General features: G+C 69.5%; 11 protein-coding genes and 1 pseudogene. 4 read left to right on the top strand and 8 right to left on the bottom strand.

Annotation, left to right across the window (positions count from 1 at the left end):
• Nucleotides 1-111: 111 nt before the first annotated feature.
• On the bottom strand, nt 112-1,329 hold the full coding sequence (gene fabV, locus AX730_RS16255) for an enoyl-ACP reductase FabV (RefSeq protein WP_062358245.1): 1,218 nt from the start codon (nt 1,327-1,329) through the stop codon (nt 112-114).
• A 171-nt stretch (nt 1,330-1,500) separates the two neighbouring features.
• The gene (locus AX730_RS16250) at nt 1,501-2,937 is read right to left on the bottom strand and encodes an amino acid permease (RefSeq protein ID WP_062358244.1); all 1,437 of its coding nucleotides are present in this window, start codon (nt 2,935-2,937) and stop codon (nt 1,501-1,503) included.
• Nucleotides 2,938-3,204: 267 nt separating this feature from the next.
• Between AX730_RS16250 and AX730_RS16245 the strand changes: the two genes are divergently transcribed.
• A complete protein-coding gene (locus AX730_RS16245; protein ID WP_062358243.1) occupies nt 3,205-4,551 on the top strand; it encodes a DNA recombination protein RmuC in 1,347 nt (448 codons plus the stop codon).
• A gap of 129 nt (nt 4,552-4,680) precedes the next feature.
• Here the strand turns inward: AX730_RS16245 and AX730_RS16240 are convergent, their stop codons facing one another.
• Genes AX730_RS16240 through AX730_RS16215 form a run of 6 tightly spaced genes read right to left on the bottom strand, consistent with a single transcriptional unit; the run spans nt 4,681 to nt 8,754 of the window.
• Nucleotides 4,681-5,676 (bottom strand): MlaA family lipoprotein, encoded by a 996-nt coding sequence (locus AX730_RS16240; protein ID WP_062358242.1) that lies wholly within the window; start codon nt 5,674-5,676, stop codon nt 4,681-4,683.
• Between the two features lie 34 nt (nt 5,677-5,710).
• A complete protein-coding gene (locus AX730_RS16235) occupies nt 5,711-6,013 on the bottom strand; it encodes an STAS domain-containing protein (RefSeq protein WP_062358241.1) in 303 nt (100 codons plus the stop codon).
• Complete coding sequence (locus tag AX730_RS16230; RefSeq protein WP_062358292.1) at nt 5,997-6,659, bottom strand: MlaC/ttg2D family ABC transporter substrate-binding protein; 663 nt, start codon at nt 6,657-6,659, stop codon at nt 5,997-5,999. Before AX730_RS16230 ends, AX730_RS16235 begins: the two co-directional genes overlap by 17 nt.
• Before the next feature lie 8 nt (nt 6,660-6,667).
• Nucleotides 6,668-7,210: an outer membrane lipid asymmetry maintenance protein MlaD gene (gene mlaD, locus AX730_RS16225; protein ID WP_062358240.1), complete on the bottom strand. Its 543-nt coding sequence runs from the start codon at nt 7,208-7,210 to the stop codon at nt 6,668-6,670.
• A 3-nt stretch (nt 7,211-7,213) separates the two neighbouring features.
• Nucleotides 7,214-7,966 (bottom strand): MlaE family lipid ABC transporter permease subunit, encoded by a 753-nt coding sequence (locus AX730_RS16220; protein ID WP_062358239.1) that lies wholly within the window; start codon nt 7,964-7,966, stop codon nt 7,214-7,216.
• On the bottom strand, nt 7,966-8,754 hold the full coding sequence (locus AX730_RS16215) for an ABC transporter ATP-binding protein (protein WP_062358238.1): 789 nt from the start codon (nt 8,752-8,754) through the stop codon (nt 7,966-7,968). Before AX730_RS16215 ends, AX730_RS16220 begins: the two co-directional genes overlap by 1 nt.
• A gap of 230 nt (nt 8,755-8,984) precedes the next feature.
• Here AX730_RS16215 and recC point away from each other — a divergent pair.
• From recC to recD, 3 genes and pseudogenes are all read left to right on the top strand, one after another.
• Nucleotides 8,985-12,353: pseudogene (recC, locus tag AX730_RS16210) on the top strand (exodeoxyribonuclease V subunit gamma); the annotation flags it as partial.
• A gap of 212 nt (nt 12,354-12,565) precedes the next feature.
• Complete coding sequence (locus AX730_RS16205) at nt 12,566-16,192, top strand: UvrD-helicase domain-containing protein (protein WP_062358237.1); 3,627 nt, start codon at nt 12,566-12,568, stop codon at nt 16,190-16,192.
• Entirely contained in the window at nt 16,189-18,057 is a 1,869-nt protein-coding gene (gene recD / locus AX730_RS16200; protein WP_062358236.1) for an exodeoxyribonuclease V subunit alpha, read from the top strand. The genes AX730_RS16205 and recD overlap by 4 nt, the downstream gene beginning before the upstream one ends.
• Nucleotides 18,058-18,231 lie beyond the last annotated feature (174 nt).

The following is an 18,231-nucleotide window of genomic DNA, read 5'->3' as shown; positions in this document are numbered from 1 at the left end:
GATGAAATTGTGCTGCGATCTGCCATCGCGACTTACGTCGCTCCCACAGCATATGGGTAGCCAATAAAAAAGGCGGGCCTCGGCCCGCCTTTCTTCTCGCCGTAGGAGGATTTAGCCTTCCGGCGACAACTCGATGCAGTCGAACTGCACGTCCGGGTTCACATCGGCGTCGTAGTCCACGTCGCCGCGTTCGAAACCGAACAGCTTCAGGAACTCATGCTTGTAGTTGGCGTAGTCGGTCAGCTCGAACAGGTTCTCGCTGGTGACCTGCGGCCACAGCGCCTTGGCCTGGTCCTGCACTTCCGGCTTCAGTTCCCAGTCGTCCAGGCGCAGGCGGTTCTCGTCGTCGGTCTCGGCTTGCGCACCGTCGGTACGGTACATGCGGTCGCGGAACAGACGGTCGAGCTGCTCGATCGTGCCTTCGTGCAGGCCCAACTCCTTCATCACCTTGAACACGATGCTGATGTACAGCGGCATCACCGGGATCGCGGAGCTGGCTTGCGTCACCACCGACTTCAGCACCGCGACATTGGCGGTGCCGCCGGTCTTCTTCAGGCGTTTGTCCAGGCGCTGCGCGGTCTGGTCCAGGTCGACCTTCGCGCGGCCCAGCGCACCGTGCCAGTAGATCGGCCAGGTGATGTCGGTACCGATGTAGCTGAAAGCCACCGTGCGTGCGCCCTCAGCCAGCACGCCGGCGGTGGCCAGTGCATCGATCCACAGTTCCCAGTCCTGGCCGCCCATCACGGTGACCGTGTCCTCGATTTCCTGCTCGGTGGCCGGTTCGATGGTCGCGTGGGTGATGACGTCCTTGTTGGTGTCCACGGCGGTCGAGGTGTACGGCGCGCCGATCGGCTTCAGCGCGGAGCGCTTCACTTCACCGGTCGTCGGCAGCTTGCGCACCGGCGAGGCCAGCGAATAGATGACCAGGTCGACCTGGCCGCCCATCTCGTTCTTGATCAGGTCGATGACCTGGGCGCGCGCCTCGTCGGAGAACGCATCGCCGTTGATCGAGCGGCTGTACAGGCCGGCGTCCTTCGCCGCCTTGTCGAACGCGGCGGAGTTGTACCAGCCGGCGGTGCCGGCCTTCTTCTCGCTGCCCGGCTTCTCGAAGAACACGCCCAGCGTGTCCGCGCCGAAGCCGAACGCCGCGCTGATGCGCGCCGCCAGGCCGTAGCCGCTGGACGCACCGATCACCAGCACCTTCTTCGGCCCGTCGTTGCGCACGCCCTGCGCGCGCGTCGCGGCGATCTGGTCGCGCACGTTGAGCTCGCAGCCGAGCGGATGGGTGGTGGTGCAGATGAAGCCGCGGACTTTGGGATGGATGATCAACGTCGTAACCCGGGGGATGGTGTGCCTGCGCGGCATCTTAGTGCCGCGGGCGCTGGGAATGAAGCGCCACGCCTGCACACGCATGCGTATGGCGCGCGCGGATCCCCGATGCGCGGACAAAGAAAAAGCGGGCCGAAGCCCGCTTCTTCGTCACCACGCTGGGTAATGCGATCAGGCGTCGCCGCCCTTCGCCAGCATGCTGTTGCGGCGGCTGTAGGCCAGGTAGACGACGATGCCGACCACGTTCCAGATGAGGAACCACAGCTGTGTGCGATGCGGCAGGCTCCAGAACAGGTACAGGCAGCCGAGGATCGCGACCGGGCCGACCACCCACGCCAGCGGCGTGCGGAACACGCGCGGACGGTTGGGTTCGCGCGTGCGCAACACCAGCAGACAGACGCCGACGGCGACGAAGGCGGCCAGCGTGCCGGCATTGGCGAGCGCCGCGATTTCGTCCAGCCGCGCGACGCCGGCCAGCGCCGCGACCAGCACCGCGGTGAACACGGTGATCGCCACCGGCGTGCCGGTACGTGCGTTGACCTTCGACAGGCTGCGCGGCAGCAGGCCGTCGCGCGACATCACGAAGAAGATGCGGCTCTGGCCGTAGAAGAACGCCAGCAGCACGGTCGGCAGCGCGACGATCGCCACGATGCCGATCACCAGCGCGGCGGTGCCATGTCCCAGTTCGCGCATGATCAGCGCCAGCGGCTCGGCGCTCTGGCCGAACATGGTGTAGCTCAGTGCGCCGACCGCAGCCACCGCGACCACCAGGTAGATCAGCGTGCAGCCGACCATGGAACCGATGATGCCGATCGACAGGTCGCGGCCGGGATTCTTGGTTTCCTCGGCGGCGGTGGAGATCGCATCGAAGCCGTAGAACGCGAAGAAGATGATCGCCGCTGCCGCCATCACGCCGCGTTCGACGCCGTCGGGTCCGATCGACTTGGGGAAGCCGTACGGCATGAACGGCTGCAGGTTGTCCGCATTGAACGCGGGCAGCGCCACTGCGATGAACACCGCCAGCGCGATCAGCTTGAACACCACCAGGATCGCGTTGAGCGTGGCGCTCTCGCGGGTACCGGCGATCAGCATGCCGGCGACCAGGAAGGTGATGACGATGGCCGGCAGGTTCAGCACGCCACCGGCGTGCGGCCCGGCCGACAACGCCGCGGGTAGCGTTACGTTCCAGCCGAAGGTCAGCTGCACCCATTCGAGGAAGCCGACGAAGTAGCCGGACCAGCCAACCGCCACCGTGCTGACGACCAGCGAGTACTCGAGGATCAGGCTCCAGCCGACGATCCAGGCGATCGATTCGCCGAGCACGCCATAGCTGTAGGTGTAGGCGCTGCCGGCGGCCGGCATCATCGTCGACAGTTCGGCATACGCCAGCGCCGCGCAGGCACAGACCACGCCGGCGACCACGAAGGAGATCAGCACGGCAGGACCGGCCTTTTCGGCGCCCACGCCGATCAGCGTGTAGATGCCGGTACCGACGATGGCGCCGATGCCCAGCGCCACCAGGTGCGGCCAGCTCAGCGTGGGGACCAGTCGCCGGCCTTCTTCGTGCTCGGTGATCCGGTCGATGGATTTGCGCCGTAGCCAGGTCATGGAAACTCCTCGGGGTGCGTCAACGGGACAGCGCGCGGGCGGTGCGCCAGCGCAGGCGATAAGTGGGGGGTGGCGTGGACGTGCTGTCCTCCGCGACAGCCCGCAGCCTAAGCGGCCGGGGCACGGGCTGGCAATCGGCGGCGCACCACGCAGACACCGGCGCAGGTTGCGTTCGTGCGCACACGCATGAAGATAGGTGGATCGGATGGGCGCCGCCAGGGCCTCCGCTGCCTCAGGCGGTGAGACGCCAGCGGCTACACTGTCGGCATGGATTCCCAGACCTTGCTCGTCCTCCTCCTGATCCTCGTGGCAATCGCCGTGGTGCTGCTGGCGGTGCTGGTAATGCGCCGGCCGGAGGCACGCATCGGCGACCTGCTCGAGCGCGCGCTGCGCGACGAGCAGCGCGAAGGCCGCGGTGAGTTGCGCGAGCAGCTGGAAGGCCTGTCGCGGGCGCAGGAAGTACGCATCGACGGCTTCGCCCGCAATCTCGCCGACCTCGGCACGCGCACCGACCAGCGTCTGGACGTGTTGCGCGACACGTTGACCGAGGACGCGCGCAAGGGGCGGCTGGAAGGCGCAGAGTCGCAGCAGCGCTTCGCCGACACACTCAGCCAGCGGCTCAACGAACTGACCCAGCGCAACGAACAGCGCATCGGCGAGATGCGCACCACGCTGGAAGGCCGGTTGAAGGAACTGCAGGCCGACAATGCGCAGAAGCTGGAGCAGATGCGCGCGACGGTCGACGAGAAACTGCACGCCACGCTGGAAACGCGCCTGACCGAAAGCTTCGGCAACGTCACCCGCATGCTGGCGCAGGTCCATCAGGGCCTGGGCGACATGAACAAGCTGGCGGCAGACGTTGGCGGATTGCAGCGCGTGCTGACCAACGTGAAGAGTCGCGGCGTGTTCGGCGAAGTGCAGTTGGCGGGATTGCTGGAGCAGGTATTCGCGCCTGACCAGTACGCCGGCAACGTGGCCACCGTGCCGGGAAGCGGTGAACGCGTCGAATTCGCCGTGCGCTTTCCCGGTTCCACCGGCGATGCCGTGGTGTGGCTCCCGATCGACGCCAAGTTTCCGCGCGAGGATTACGAACGCCTGCTCGATGCGCAGGAGCGTGCGGACGCCGATGCGGTCAAGCAAGCCGGCGATGCACTGGAACGCGCCGTGCGCAAGCAGGCGCAGGAGATCCGCAAGTACATTGCGGTGCCGCACACCACCGAATTCGCCATCATGTTCCTGCCCACCGAGGGCCTGTATGCCGAAGTGTTGCGGCGTCCCGGATTGTTCGAGGCCATCCAGCGCGACCAGCGCATCACCATCGCCGGACCGACCACGCTGCTGGCGCTGCTGACCAGCCTGCAGGTCGGGTTCCGCACCGTGGCGATCGAGAAGCGGTCGGCGGAGGTCTGGAACATCCTGGCGAACGCCAAGCGCGAGTTCGGCAAGTTCGGCGACGTGATGGATTCGGTGAAGACCAAGCTCGACCAGGCCAGCAAGCAGATCGACCAGACGGGCGTGCGCACGCGTGCCATCGAGCGTAGCCTGCGCGAGGTCGAATCGCTGCCCAGCAGTGGCGATTCCGCGAAGCTGCTGGGTGGCGACGAGGCGGAGTGAGCTATTCGCTGTGGGAGCGACGTCAGTCGCGATGGCCTGGTAGAGCGATCGCGACTGACGTCGCTCCCACGACATAAAAAGAAACGGCGCCTCGCGGCGCCGTTTCTTCTTGTCGAACTCGGTGCAGGCTCAACCGCCGCCGCTGATCTCCGGCATCGGCATGGCATCGGCCGGCACGGTCGGCGTGTTCTCGTCCTGCAGGTACTCCGGCAGTTCCTCTTCGGTCTGCTTCTGGGTGCGGTGGCTTTCGATCTGGTAGTTGCGGCGCTGCAGCCACGAATCGCGGACCAGCGCGTAGTCGTCCACCGCGCCCTCACGCAGGCTGTCCAGCGACAGCAGTTGGGCACGCGTGTCCACCAGGTTCAGGCCCTGCAGGAAGATGCGCAGCTTGTCGTCCTCGATCTGCCGCACCGGGCTCAGTGGCATGTCACCTGCCAAGCCAAGTACGTCACGCACCGTGCGCGGGCCGAAGAACGGCAACTCGACATAACGCGAGCGCTTCCAGCCCCACGTGCCCAGCGTCTGTCCGAAATCCTCGCTGCGACGCTTCATCTTCAGGTCGCTGGCGGGATCGAAGATGCCGCCGATGCCCACCGTGGAATTCAGCACGAAGCGGCCGAACGTCTGCGTGGCATCGCGCGGACGCCCCTGCAGCAGCTGGTTCACCATCGTCAGCGGCTGGCGCAGGTTGTCGAAGAAGTTGCCGACGCCCAATCGCACGGGCCGCGGTATCGCCGCGACGTAGACACGCGCCAGCGGGCGCGCGACGGCACGGTCCACGGCGTTGTTGAAGGTGTGCACCTTGCGGTTGAACTTCTCCCACGGGTCGTAGGACGCCGGCGCCTGCGCGGGTGCTGGCAGGGTCGGGTCGGCGACCGGGTCGTAGGCGCCACTGCCGTAGATCTCGGCGAAGTCGTCCTCCGCGGCCGACACCGTGCCAGCGTCGGCAGGCGACGGGGCGTCGATGGTGGCGGGATCGATCGGGGGTTCGGGCGGTAGCGTGGCGGCGGTGCTGTCGACCACCACCGCGTCGGCCGGCGCAGTCGCCGACGGCGTGGGTGCCGATGCGCATGCGCTCGCCAGGGCGGCCAGCAGGACCACGGTGCTGAAACGGAACAGATTCATCCTGATTCCTGGGGACTACTGCGGGGGATGGGGGTTACGCCGGGAAATCCAGTTCCGGTGTCAGACGGTAGGCGGCCTGCAGGTCGGCGAGACCCGCGGGCTGTCCTTCGAAGCGGGGCGCGGTACCGCCGGCGCGCAGGCGCGCAGCCAGCTCGGCCAACAGTGCCAGCCCGGCACTGTCGACGGTAGTGACGTTGGTCAGCACGATGCGTTGCGCGCCGGCCAGTTGCGCCGACGCCGGCGGCCACAACGCTGCGGCGGCCGCACGGTCCAGCGCGCCCGTGAACACGAGCGCGTCGCCGTCGCGGCGAAGGCCGGCGTCAGTTGCCGCTGCCACTGCCGTTGACCTGCAGCTTGCCGGACTTCAGGTCCGCCGCCACCTGGGCGATGGACTTCTGCCGCAACGGCGTGTCGAACTGGGTCTTGAACGTCTGCACGAACGACACGCCTTCCGGCAGCACGTCGAACACCTTCCACTGACCGCCCACGTTGCGCGCGTAGAAGGTGATCGGGGTGACGGTCTGGTCGGCCTGCACGAACTCGGTATCGACCTTCACGCCACGGCCGCCGGGCAGCGGGGTTTCGGACTTCACCCGCACCTTCAGGCGCGCGTTGAAGTCCGCCAGGCGCGCGCCGTAGGCCGACAGCAGCCGTTCGGTCAGCGCCTGGCCGAACAGCTTCACGTCGGCATCGGCGGCGCCGCGGCCGTGCACGCCCAGCACCAGGCGGGCGGCGTAGTCCCCGTCGAACAACGTGTTGAACTCGCCGGTGACGAACTGGCGCAGTGCGGCGGGGTTCGACTTGAACTCGGCGCGGCGCTGGTCGAGCGTGGTCAGGATGCGCGTGCTGCTGGCCAGCACGACCTGGCTGGCGCTGTTCTGCTTGGCGGCGGCAGCCGGTGCCGCGGCCTGGGCGAACACGGCGACCGGCGCGGACGCCAGCAGCGCGGCCGACAGCACGACGGAGAGCAGGGAGGGCTTGATGAGGGTCTTCACGGCGTCGGTTCTTCCTTAACGGGGGGAGCGGCGGTCTCGCCGCTGGCCGGGGTCTCCCCGGAGCCTGCGTCGGCATTGTTGGCGCCGCCGCTGAACATGTACTTGCCGGCCAGCTGCAGCAGGTCCACCGCCGGCTGGGTGAAGGCGATCTCCTCGCCCGGCTTCAGCACCTCGGGATCGCCGCCCGGCGACAGCCCGATGTAGTTCTCGCCCAGCAGGCCGCTGGTGAAGATGCCGGCCGCGGTGTCGGCCGGCAGGTCCTTGTACTGGCTGTCGATGGACAGCGTGACCAGCGAGTCGAACTTCACCGGGTCCAGCCGGATGTCGGACACCTGACCGATCACCACGCCGCCGATCTTCACCGGCGCCTGCTTGCGCAGCTGGCCGAGGTTGGAGAAGCGCGCGGTCAGCTCGTAGCTGCCGCCGCCCACGCCGAAACGCTTGTTGGTGGACGCCAGCGCGAGCACCAGCAGCGAGGCCAGGGCCAGCAGCAGGAAGGCGCCGACGGCGAATTCGAGACGGGGTCCACGGACGGACATGGGTCAGCTCCTGAACAGCAATGCAGACATGACGAAATTGAACATCAGCACCAGCAGCGAGGCGTTCACCACCGCGCGGGTGGTGGCCACCGACGTGCCTTCGATGGTCGGCTCGGCGTGGAAGCCCACGTAGGCCGCGACCAGTGCGCTGGTGCCGCCGAAGACGGCCGACTTCAGCAATGCCACGCCGAAGTCGTCCCAGAAGTCGACGCTGTTTTGCAGCGCCGACCAGAACGTGCCGTTGTCGAGGCCGAGCACGTGCACGGCTTCGAAGTAGCTGGCGCTGATCGCCAGCGAGCAGAAGAAGCCGGTCAGCAGCGGCACCGTCAGCACCGCCGCCCAGAAGCGCGGCGCCACGGCCTTCGCGACCGGATCGATGGCCATCAGCTCGAGCGCCTTGATCTGGTCGGTGGCGCGCATCAGGCCCAGCTCGGCGGCGATCGAGCTGCCGGCGCGGCCGATGAACAGCAGTGCGGTCAGCACCGGGCCGAGTTCGCGGTACAGCGACAGGCCCAGCAGCGTCGACAGCGCGTCCGCCGCGCCGAACGTGGTCAGCGTGCGGTAGCCCTGCAGCGTCAGCACCAGGCCCACGAACGCGCCGCCCACGGCGATGATCGGCAGCGAGCGCCCACCGATCTTGTAGATCTCGCGGGTCAGTTCGGCGAAGAAGTCGCGGGTCGGCGCCGAGGCGCGCAGTACCGACAGCGAAAACAGGCCGGCACGGCCCAGCGAACGGGTGGCGGCGACGAAGGGCATCAGGCCGCCTCCCCGCGCTTGACCGTGTCGAACGCGATCGGGCCGTCCGGCTCGCCGCGCAGGAACTGCTGCACCAGCGGATCCGAGGAGGCTTCCAGTTCCGTCGGCGTACCGGAGAACACCAGTCCGCCGTTGGCGATCACGACCGCCTGGTCGGCGATCGGGAGCGTCTCGTGCACGTGGTGGGTGACGATGATGCTGGTCAGCCCCAGCGTGTCATTGAGGCGCTGGATCAGGCTCATGATCACGCCCGAGGCGATCGGGTCCAGCCCGGTCAGCGGCTCGTCGTAGATCATCAGCGGCGGATCCAGCGCCAGCGCGCGGGCCAGGGCCACGCGGCGCGCCATGCCGCCGGACAGTTCGCGCGGATACGCATCGGCGGCGGCGCGCAGGCCGACCGCGTTCAACTTGAATTCGACCAGCCGGCGGATCAGCGCATCCGCCAGCGTCGTGTGCGTGCGCAGCGGCAGCGCCACGTTTTCCGCCACCGTCAGGTCGGTCAGCAGGCCGTTGCCCTGCAGCAGCACGCCCACGCCCTTGCGCATCTCCAGCAGCGCGCGGCTGCGGTGCGGCACGGGCTGGCCGAACACCTCGACCGTGCCCGCAGCGGGCGGCAGTTCGCCGGTCAGCGCGGCCAGCATCGTCGACTTGCCGCTACCGGACGGACCGAGCACCGCGGCGATGCTGCCGCGCGGCACGGTCAGGTCGATGCCGCGCAGGATCGTTCGGCCGCCGCGATCAAGGCGGAGACCGGACAGGTGCACGGCGGGAGCGTCGGCAAGCGTCATGGGCGTCGTCGGCGAACGGTCTGCGGAACGGGGAACGGCGGGTTAACACAAAAACAACGGCGTAGCTTCGCGGCCAGCGGCTGAACATAAACCGTACCGCGCAGTTTGATTATTGTGGCACCCATGTCGCGCCTATGTCGGATTCGCGTGCTGGATTCGTGTGGGATGCTGTGGCCCAAACGGCGCCGTCTCCGATGCTGCGACCGTCATCCGGCACAATGCCCTGGACAATGACGAAGCCCGCCACGCCCGACTTCCGCCTCTATCCGTCCAACGCGCTGGGGCTGTTGGCGGCCTTGCTGGCCGACGAGTTGAAGCGGCCCGTGCCGGGACAATCGCCGCTGGCGCCCGATGTAGTGCTGATCCCGCAGGTCGCCATGCGCCGCTGGTTGCAGGCCACGCTGGCGGCCGAATACGGCATCGCCGCGAACCTGGAATTCCTCACCCCCGGCGAATTCGTCGCCCGCGCGCTGGCTGCCAACCTCGGGCCGGCCGGCGGCGACGATCTCGATGCCGCCTCGCTGCAGTGGCGCCTGTATGCCGCGCTCGACGAACCCGCCGTGCGCCGTGATCCCGCGCTGGCCGCGCTCGACGGCTGGCTGGCCGATGGCGATCCGCTGAAGCCCTGGCAGCTGGCCGGCGAGCTGGCCGGCGTGTACGAGAAGTACCAGGCGTGGCGGCGCGACTGGCTGCTGCGCTGGGAAGCGGGCGCCGACCGCGACGACCCGCAGGCGCGGTTGTGGCGCGCCGTCGCCGCCGGCCGCGACTACCGCGCACGGCGCATCGATGCCTATCTCGCGCGCTTCGGCCGCGATGACGGCCCGCTGCCGCAGGGCCTGCCGAAACGGCTGTTGGTGTTCGCCACGCTCAACATCTCGCCCGACGTGCTGCGCGTGCTGGCCACGCAGGCACGCGTCGGCACGCTGCACTTCTACCTGCCCACGCCGGCACGCGGTTACTGGGGCGACCTGCAGACGCTGCGCGAGCGCCGTCGCGAAGGCGAGGCCGAGCTGTTCGCCGACGACGTGCAGGAAAACCCGCTGCTGCAGGCCTGGGGCGCCGCTGGCCGCGACTTCATGGCGCTGCTCGGCGATTACGAAGTGGTGCATCCGCGCGCCGAGATCGACGTCTACGCCGATCCGCTGACCGACGATGGCCCCGACAGGCTGCTGCACCGGTTGCAGTCGGATCTGTTCCATCGCCGTGCGCCGGCATCGCCGTCACCGCGCGCCGCGCTCGACCTCGCCGATCCCAGCCTGCAGGTGCACGCCTGCCACACGCGCCTGCGCGAACTGCAGGTACTGCACGACCAGCTGCGCGCGCTGCTGGAAGACCCGCGCTTCGATCCACCGCTGCAGCCGCGCGACATTGCCGTGCTCGCGCCCGACATCGATCCCTACGTGCCGTACCTCGATGCGGTGTTCGGCGGCAGCGGCCACGACGACGCGCTGCCGTGGGCGCTGGCCGACACCAGTCCGCTGGCGAGCGAGCCGCTGGCCGAGGTGTTCCTGCGCCTGCTCGACCTGCCGCTGTCGCGCTTCGGCCTGGACGAGGTGCTCGACCTGATTGCCAGCGCGCCCGTTGCCGAAGTCGAAGGCCTCGACACCGATGCCATTGACCGCCTGCACGGCTGGCTGCGCGAGGCCGGCGCGCGCTGGGGCCTGGATGCCGGCCATCGCGCCGCGTCCGACGCGCCGGCCGACGACGCCTACACCTGGCAATTCGCACTCGACCGCCTGCTGCTGGGCCACGCCAGCGGCGCCGACGACACGATCGCCGGCGTGGCGCCCTGGCCGGAACTGGAAGGCGGCGCGCTCGATGCGCTCGATACGCTGGTGCGGCTGTTGCGTGAGCTCGCGCGGCAGCGCCGTGTCCTCGGTGAAGCGGCGACGCCGTCGCAGTGGCGCGAGCGCCTGCTGTACCTGATCGCGGTGCTGTTGCCGGAACAGCCCAGCGCGCCGCGTGCGCAACGCACGCTGGACCGCCTGCGCACGTTGATCGATCGCTTCGCGCGTGACGCGGGCGACGCGGGTTACGACGGCTTGGTGCCGCCCGAGGTCATGCGTGCGCATTTCAACGACCAGCTCTCGCAGGCCGACACGCGCGCACCGCTGCTGACCGGCGGCGTCAGCGTGGGCCGCATGGTGCCGATGCGCCTGCTGCCGTTCCGCGCCCTCTGCCTGCTCGGCATGAACGACGGCGACTTCCCGCGCCGCGATCCCGCGGCCGGCCTCAACAAGCTCACCGCGGAGCTGCACGCCGGCAAGCGCATGGCCGGCGACCGCTCCACGCGCGAGGACGACCGCTTCCTGTTCCTGCAGCTGTTCGCCGCCGCGCAGGACGTCTTCTACGTCAGCTACCTGGGCGCGGATCCGCGCGACGGCAGCGTGCGCGAACCCTCGGTGCTGGTCAGCGAGCTCCTCGACGTCGCTGCGCGCTACCACGCCGATCCGGAAGCGAAGGCCGCGCTCGTCGTCCGGCATACCTTGCAACCGTTCGCGCCCGCCGCGTTCGGCAGCGCAGACGAGCCGCGCCGTTTCAGCTACCGCGCCGCCTGGCGCCCGGCCGCCGATCGCGTCGATGCCGCGCGCGGCGTGCTGACGCCATGGGTCGACAGGCCATTGCCTGCGCCTGAAGACGAACACGACCTGCCGCTTGAGACGCTGCGGCGTTTCCTGCTCGATCCGGCCGGCGCCTTCCTGGCGCACCGCCTCGGCCTGCGCCTGCCCGACCCGATCGACATCGCCGAGGACACCGAGCCGCTGGTCGCGCCGGTGCGCGGCCGCGAACGCGCCCATCTGCGGCGCGAGGTGTTCGACTGGCTGCTCGACCTCGCACATCCCCAGCACGCCCGCACGCCGTCCGCGCTCTATACCCGGCTACGCGCGCGCGGGCAGGTGCCGAGTGGTCCGTTGGGTGAGCATGCGGCGGAGCAGGTCTTCGCCGAGGTGGAACCGTATGCGCGGGCCTTCGCCGACTGGGTCAGCCACGACCGGCGCCATCGGCTGCATGACGCACTGACCGAGCCGGATGGCCAAGCAGTGCTCGCTGCGGTATTGGCGGGCGAGGCGATCGACGCTGACGCACTGCGTGCGCGGCTGGCGGAACGACAACTGTTTCCGTGGCAACGCGGCCATGGGCGCGCACCAGGATCGGACGCGGAGCTGCGTCGCCTGATGCTGCTGGTGCACGAAGCCGAACAGTACGCACGGCTGCAGTCGCAGTGGCGCGAGCATGTCGAATGGCGCGGCCTGGTCGCGGCCGACGACTTCGGTGCGCCACGCGTCGAGATGGTGATCGACGGGGTGCGTGTGCATGGCCGCATCGCCGATGTCTATCCGCATGGCTTGGCGCGCGTGCAGATCGGCGCGCTCAATGGCGCGGCAGTCATCCGCCATGGGCTGGACGTGCTGCTGCTCAACGCCAGCGGCGTCGCCGTCCCGCTCGTGCAGATCCATGACGGCGACGACGGTATCCGCGCCTACGTCACGCCGGCACGATCGGCCGACGAGGCAAACGAGGCCCTGCGCACGCTGCTGTCGCTACGTCGCGACGGCTTGCGCGCGCCGCTGCCGTTCGCACCGGCCACCGGCTGGGCCATCCACACCGCCGAGCCCGCGCTGCGTGAGCAAACTGCCCACGAGGCCTGGTATCCCGGCGACTACCGCTGGGGCGAAAGCACGGGTGAGGCCATCCAGCTCGCGTTCCGTGGTCGCGATCCGCTGGCCGACCGCGATGGCGAAGCCGCCTTCATCGAGACCAGCCTGCGGGTCTACGACGCCCTGCGCGGACGACGCGGGGAGGACGCCGCATGAGCGCGTTCGATGCCGCCCGCGAGCCCTACCTGACGCGTGCGCTCGACGGCGTGCAGCTGATCGAGGCCAGTGCCGGCACCGGCAAGACCTACACGCTGGCCACGCTGTTCACGCGTTTGATCGTCGAGCAGCGACGCCGCATGGGCGAGGTGCTGGCGGTGACGTACACCGAGGCCGCCACGCAGGAATTGCGCAAGCGCATCCGCGAACGTCTCGCGCTCGCCGCCGAGCTGGTCGGCACGTCGCCGGAAGATGACGAGAAGCACGAGGTCGCGCTGACGCGATTCATCCTCGAGCGCCATCTGGCCCAGGGCGAGGAGACACCCGCACAGCTCGCGCACCGCCTGGGCACGGCCGCCGAGGAAACCGATCTCGCCGCCATCTTCACCATCCACGGCTTCTGTGCACGCGTGCTGCGCGAACACGCGCTCGATGCCGGGCAGGGTTTCGAAGCCACCGACCTGCTCGGCAATACGCGCGCACTGCATGCGGATCTCGCCGCCGACCTGTGGCGCACCTACGCCGCCGATCCGGCCACGGTCGACGCACTGGCCGGACTATGGAACGGACCCGACGCGCTGGCCGACGATCTGCCGGCGTTGTGCGGACCGCTGCCGCTGTTGCCACCCGCACCAGCCGACGATGACGGCGAACGCCAGATCGCCGTGCAGGCCACGCGCGCCGGCCGCGCCGCGCATCTGATCGATGCCCTCGGCCTGCATCTGGCCGATGCGCAGACCGCCATCGCCACCGCGTTCGACCAGAAAGTCTTCGATGGCCGTCGCGCACGCCGTCCCAGCTTCGACAAGGCCTTCGAGGAACTGCAGGCCGGTGCGGCGCTCGCCGACTGGCCGCGCACCGACAAGACGCATGTGCAGAAGTTGCTGCCGGAGGCGCTGCGCGGCTTCTGCAAGGACGTGGACGACTCGCGCGTGCCGACCTCGCCGCTGTTCGACGCGTGGCGCGACTGGTGCGAAGCTGACGATGCCTGGCGGCAGCTGCAGCTGCGCCTGCGTGCCGGCCTGCTTCACCATCTCCGCGACGACGCCCGCCGCCGGCTGGACGATCTCAAGCGCACGCGTCGCGTGCAGACCTACGACGACCTGATCGAACGCGTCGCCATCGCGCTCGATGGCCCGCGCCGGCAGGCACTGGTCGCCGCCCTGCGTGCGCAGTACCGCGTCGCGCTGGTGGATGAATTCCAGGACACCGACGAACGCCAGTGGCGGATCTTTGCGCGGGTGTTCGGCGATTCCGATGAGGTACGCGCGCTGGGCGATACGCCCGCGCTGTTCCTGATCGGCGATCCCAAGCAGGCCATCTACGGCTTCCGCGGTGGCGACGTCGCGACCTATCTGCTCGCCCGTGGCGTAGCGGACGAAGCGCCGCGGCTGGCGCACAACTTCCGTTCGCGTCCGTCGGTGCTGCGCGCGGTGCGTGCGCTGTACGACAGCGCGGGACACGACGCTTTCGCGCACCCCGACATCCGCTTTGAACCGGTCGAACCTGGCGGCAAGCGCGGCGATGACGACTATCGCCACGACGGTGCCGCTGCGCCAGCGCTGACCCTGCGCCTGCTGCGCAACGACGCCGGCGGCCCGCTCGATGCCGACGGTTCCCGCGAGGCCGCCACCGCGGCGTGCGTGGCCGACATCCACCGCGTACTCGCCGACGCGCGCGCCGGCCGTGCGTACATCGATGGTCATGCCGTGCGGCCCGGCGACATCGCGGTGCTGGTGCGCAACCACAAGGAGGCCACGCGCGTGCAGCAGGCGCTCGCCCGCGCCGGCGTGCCTGCGGTCGCGGCCGGCAAGCAGAGCCTGTTCGCCAGCACCGAGGCAGCGGAGTTGCGCACGCTGCTGCTGGCGCTGCTGCATCCCGCCGACAACGGCCGCCTGCGCGCCGCGCTTGCCACGGTGCTGTTGGGCGAAGGGGCGGCCGCGCTTGCCGCACTGGACGAAAACGGTGAGGCGCAACGCCAGCATCTGTCGCGCGTGCTGCACTGGCGCGACCGTTGGCAGCGCGGCGGCCCGTTCGCGCTGGTGTCCGAACTGTGCGCCGCGCAGGCCGAACGCCTGCTCGGCCTGCTGGATGGCGAGCGCCGCCTGACCAATTACCTGCAGCTCGGCGAGCAGCTGCAGGAAGCCGCTGCCCGCACGCTGGGCCTGCACGGACTGCTCGACTGGCTGCAGGCGCGCGTGGCCGAGGCCGACGCGGACGACGAGACGCAGCTGTTGAGGCTGGAGTCCGATGCGCTGCGCGTGCAGATCGTCACCCTGCACAAGAGCAAGGGCCTGGAGTATCCGCTGGTCTATCTGCCGTTCGCGGGCTTGGGCACGTCGCGCCCCGATAGCGGTCGCCATCGCGTGGTGCACGACGGCACGCAGCGCGTGCTGCAATGGAAGCTGGAGAAGGACGATCCTGCCTGGAAGGTGGCCGGCGACGCCGTGCGTCGTGAGTCGGTCGCCGAGGACGCACGCCTGCTTTACGTTGGCCTGACCCGCGCCGAACATGCGCTGTGGATCGCCGCCGGCGACGTCGCCGATCTCGCCAAAAGCCGTCTCGCGCCGCTGATCGCCGATCTCGCCCTGCTCGACGCGCACGCCGACGTACGCATCGTCGAAGGTCCGGCCGAACCGCCGCCGCCGCGCCTGCCACCCGAGCGCGACGCCGTCGTGGCGCCCGCGCGCGTCGCCACGCGCCGCATCGCACCGGACTGGTGGGTCTACAGCTTCACCCAGCTGGCGCATGCCGACGGCGGTGCCGATCCGCTCGCGGCCGCCACGCAAGCCGATCCAGGCGGCGAAGACGAAGCCCTGGCGTCGGGCATCGACGAGGCACCACACGATGCTGCCGTGCCTGCCCTCGTCGATCCGCGCTTCGCCGGCAGCCGCTTCGGCGTGGTGATGCATGGTGCGCTGGAACACGCCGACTTCGCCGCATGGCGCGACTGGCGGCCGGGCGACGCGGCGCCTCCAGGGCAGGACCTCGTCATCGCCGACGCGCTGCGCGAAGGCGGCTATGCCGACGCCGAGATCGTCGACGGCCTGGACGTGCTGGTGCCGCTGGTCGGCCACACGCTGGGCACGGTCCTGCCCGAAGGCGTGCGCTTGGCTGATGTGCCGGCGGACCAGCGCCGCGCAGAAATCGAATTCCACTTTGCCATGCAGCCCACCGGCGTGCCGGCGCTGCTCGCACTGCTGCACCGCCACGGCCTGCTGCGCCATCGCACGGGATTCGGTGCGCGACAGCGGTTGGAAGGCCTGATGACCGGCCTGATCGACTTGACCTATCTGCATGACGGCCGCTGGTACGTACTCGACTACAAGTCCAACCAGCTGCCCGCCTACGATGCCGTGGCCATGCAGCAGGCGATGGCGCACAGCGAATACGACCTGCAGGCGCTGATCTACACGCTGGCGCTGCACCGCTGGCTGCGCTTCCGTCTTGGCGACGCCTACGACTACGCGCGCGACTTCGGCGGCATCCGTTACCTGTTCTGTCGTGGCTTGGACCTTACGCGCGAGGCGTCGCCCGGCGTGCATGCGCAACGCTTCGCGCCGGACCTGGTGCATGCGCTGGATGCGCTGTTCGCTGGTGCGCCGCAGGGAGCCGCGGCATGAGCCTGCTCGATGCGCTCTATCGCGGTGGCCACCTGCGCACGCTGGACCATGCGCTGGCGCAGAGCCTGCGCCGGCTGGACCGCGACACGCCCGATGCCGTGCTCGCCGCCGCCGCCCTCGCCTCGCTGGCGGTCGCCAAGGGCCATGCCGGCGTGTCGCTGGCGTCGCCGCGAGCGTTGTTGGAGGCAGACGCCGACATCGCATGGCCCGATGACGATGACTGGCGTGCGCAGCTTGCCAACTCGCGCTGGGTCGCCACGCCACGCGCTGCCATTACCGAGGCCGACACGCACCAGCCGCTGGTGCTGGAAGGCGACCTGCTCTACCTGCGCCGCTACCGCGAATACGAACGCTCGCTCGCGCTCGGCCTGCATCGCATCGCATGCCGCGCGCTGCCGGCGGACGACCTCGCATCGCTCGCACCGTTGTTCGCCACACTGTTCCCGCAGGCCACGCACGACGACCGCCAGGCACGCGCCGCCGCGCTGGCGTTGCGGCACGCGCTGCTGCTGGTCACCGGCGGCCCCGGTACCGGCAAGACCACCACCACCGCGCGCCTGCTGGTGCTGCTGGCGGCACAGGCGCAGCTCGCCGGCCGCGCACCGCCGCGCATCGCACTGGCCGCGCCCACCGGCCGTGCCGCCGAACGCATGGCGGAAAGCGTACGCCATGCCGTGCAGGCCTTGGCTCCATCGGGCATCGACACCACGCTGCTCGCGGCGCTGCCTGCCACCGGCACCACGCTGCACCGACTGCTCGGCACGATTCCCGATTCGCCGCGTTTCCGCCACAGCCGCGACAATCCGCTGCCATTCGACGTGGTGGTGGTGGACGAAGCCTCGATGATCGACCTGCCGCTGATGGCCAAGCTGGTCGACGCGGTGGCCGATGGCACGCGCCTGGTGCTGCTCGGCGACCCCGACCAGCTGCCGTCGGTGGAAGCCGGCGACGTGCTGGCCGCCATCCTCGCCGCCGCCGGCGAAGGCGATCATCTCGTGCAGGACGATGCGGACGCACTGCGTCCGCTGCTCGGCGAATCGATGCCGTCACCGGCGCGCGATGACGCGAGGACCTTTCCCGGCGCACGCGTGCACCTGCAACGCGGCTGGCGCCAGAGCGAGGCGCTGCAGCTCGCTCCGCTCGCCGCCGCCGTGCGCGAGGGCGATGCCGACACGGCGCTCGATCTGCTGCGCGGCCATGCGCTGTCGAACGTGCACTTCCACGAAGGCCTCGCCGATCCGCTCGACGCCCAGCGCGATGCGTTACTCAAGCACTGGCGCTCGCTCGCGCATGCCGCCACGCCGGCCGACGCGCTGGCGCAGTCCACGCGGTTGCGCCTGCTCACCGCCGTGCGCGAAGGCCCGCAGGGCGCGCGCACGCTCAACGCGCGCATCGAGCGCCTGCTGGTGGATGCCGGCACTGGCATGACGCGTGGTGGCCCAGGCCACTTCCATGGCCAGTTGCTCATCGTCACCGAGAACAGCTACCGCCACCGCCTGTTCAACGGCGACATCGGCCTCTGCCTTCGCGACGACCGCGGCGCGCTGGTCGCCTGGTTCCCCGGCGAGGATCCCACACAGCCTCGCGCCTTCCATCCTGCGGCGCTGCCCGCGCATGAGTCGGCCTTCGCGATGACCGTGCACAAGGCGCAGGGCTCGGAGTTCGACACGGTGTGGCTCCTGCTGCCCGTGCGCGGCAATCGCGTGCTCTCGCGCGAACTGGTCTACACCGGCATCACCCGTGCGCGGCGCGAACTGCATGTCGCCGGCAGCGATGCCGTCATCCGCGACGCGCTGTCGCGACATGCCAGCCGCTGGTCCGGGTTGGGTTGGCGATTGCGCACGGCGGCATCCGCGCGCGGGTGATGCGTTGTCGTCATGCGATGCCCTGCATAACGTGATGCAGGGCCGTGTATTTGCCCTCGCCCCCCCAACGGCGTATACCTGTCTCGGCTGACTGGCAGTCCTCGTCGCCGCCCCGCCGGTCGAACCCTCTCCCTCTCGGCTTCACCCAAGCGACGTTCCGTCGTGCCCAGGAGG

Source organism: Pseudoxanthomonas mexicana (genome assembly GCF_001556105.1).
In the GTDB taxonomy this organism is placed as follows: domain Bacteria; phylum Pseudomonadota; class Gammaproteobacteria; order Xanthomonadales; family Xanthomonadaceae; genus Pseudoxanthomonas_A; species Pseudoxanthomonas_A mexicana_A.
This window is presented reverse-complemented; position numbering and strand designations above follow the sequence as displayed.

Coding starts and splice junctions, on each gene's coding strand:
- AX730_RS16250 (WP_062358244.1), bottom strand. CDS start 2,937: ATGACCTGGCTACGGCGCAAATCCATCGACCGGATCACCGAGCACGAA.
- AX730_RS16245 (WP_062358243.1), top strand. CDS start 3,205: ATGGATTCCCAGACCTTGCTCGTCCTCCTCCTGATCCTCGTGGCAATC.
- AX730_RS16240 (WP_062358242.1), bottom strand. CDS start 5,676: ATGAATCTGTTCCGTTTCAGCACCGTGGTCCTGCTGGCCGCCCTGGCG.
- mlaD (WP_062358240.1), bottom strand. CDS start 7,210: ATGTCCGTCCGTGGACCCCGTCTCGAATTCGCCGTCGGCGCCTTCCTG.
- AX730_RS16220 (WP_062358239.1), bottom strand. CDS start 7,966: ATGCCCTTCGTCGCCGCCACCCGTTCGCTGGGCCGTGCCGGCCTGTTT.
- AX730_RS16215 (WP_062358238.1), bottom strand. CDS start 8,754: ATGACGCTTGCCGACGCTCCCGCCGTGCACCTGTCCGGTCTCCGCCTT.
- AX730_RS16205 (WP_062358237.1), top strand. CDS start 12,566: ATGAGCGCGTTCGATGCCGCCCGCGAGCCCTACCTGACGCGTGCGCTC.
- recD (WP_062358236.1), top strand. CDS start 16,189: ATGAGCCTGCTCGATGCGCTCTATCGCGGTGGCCACCTGCGCACGCTG.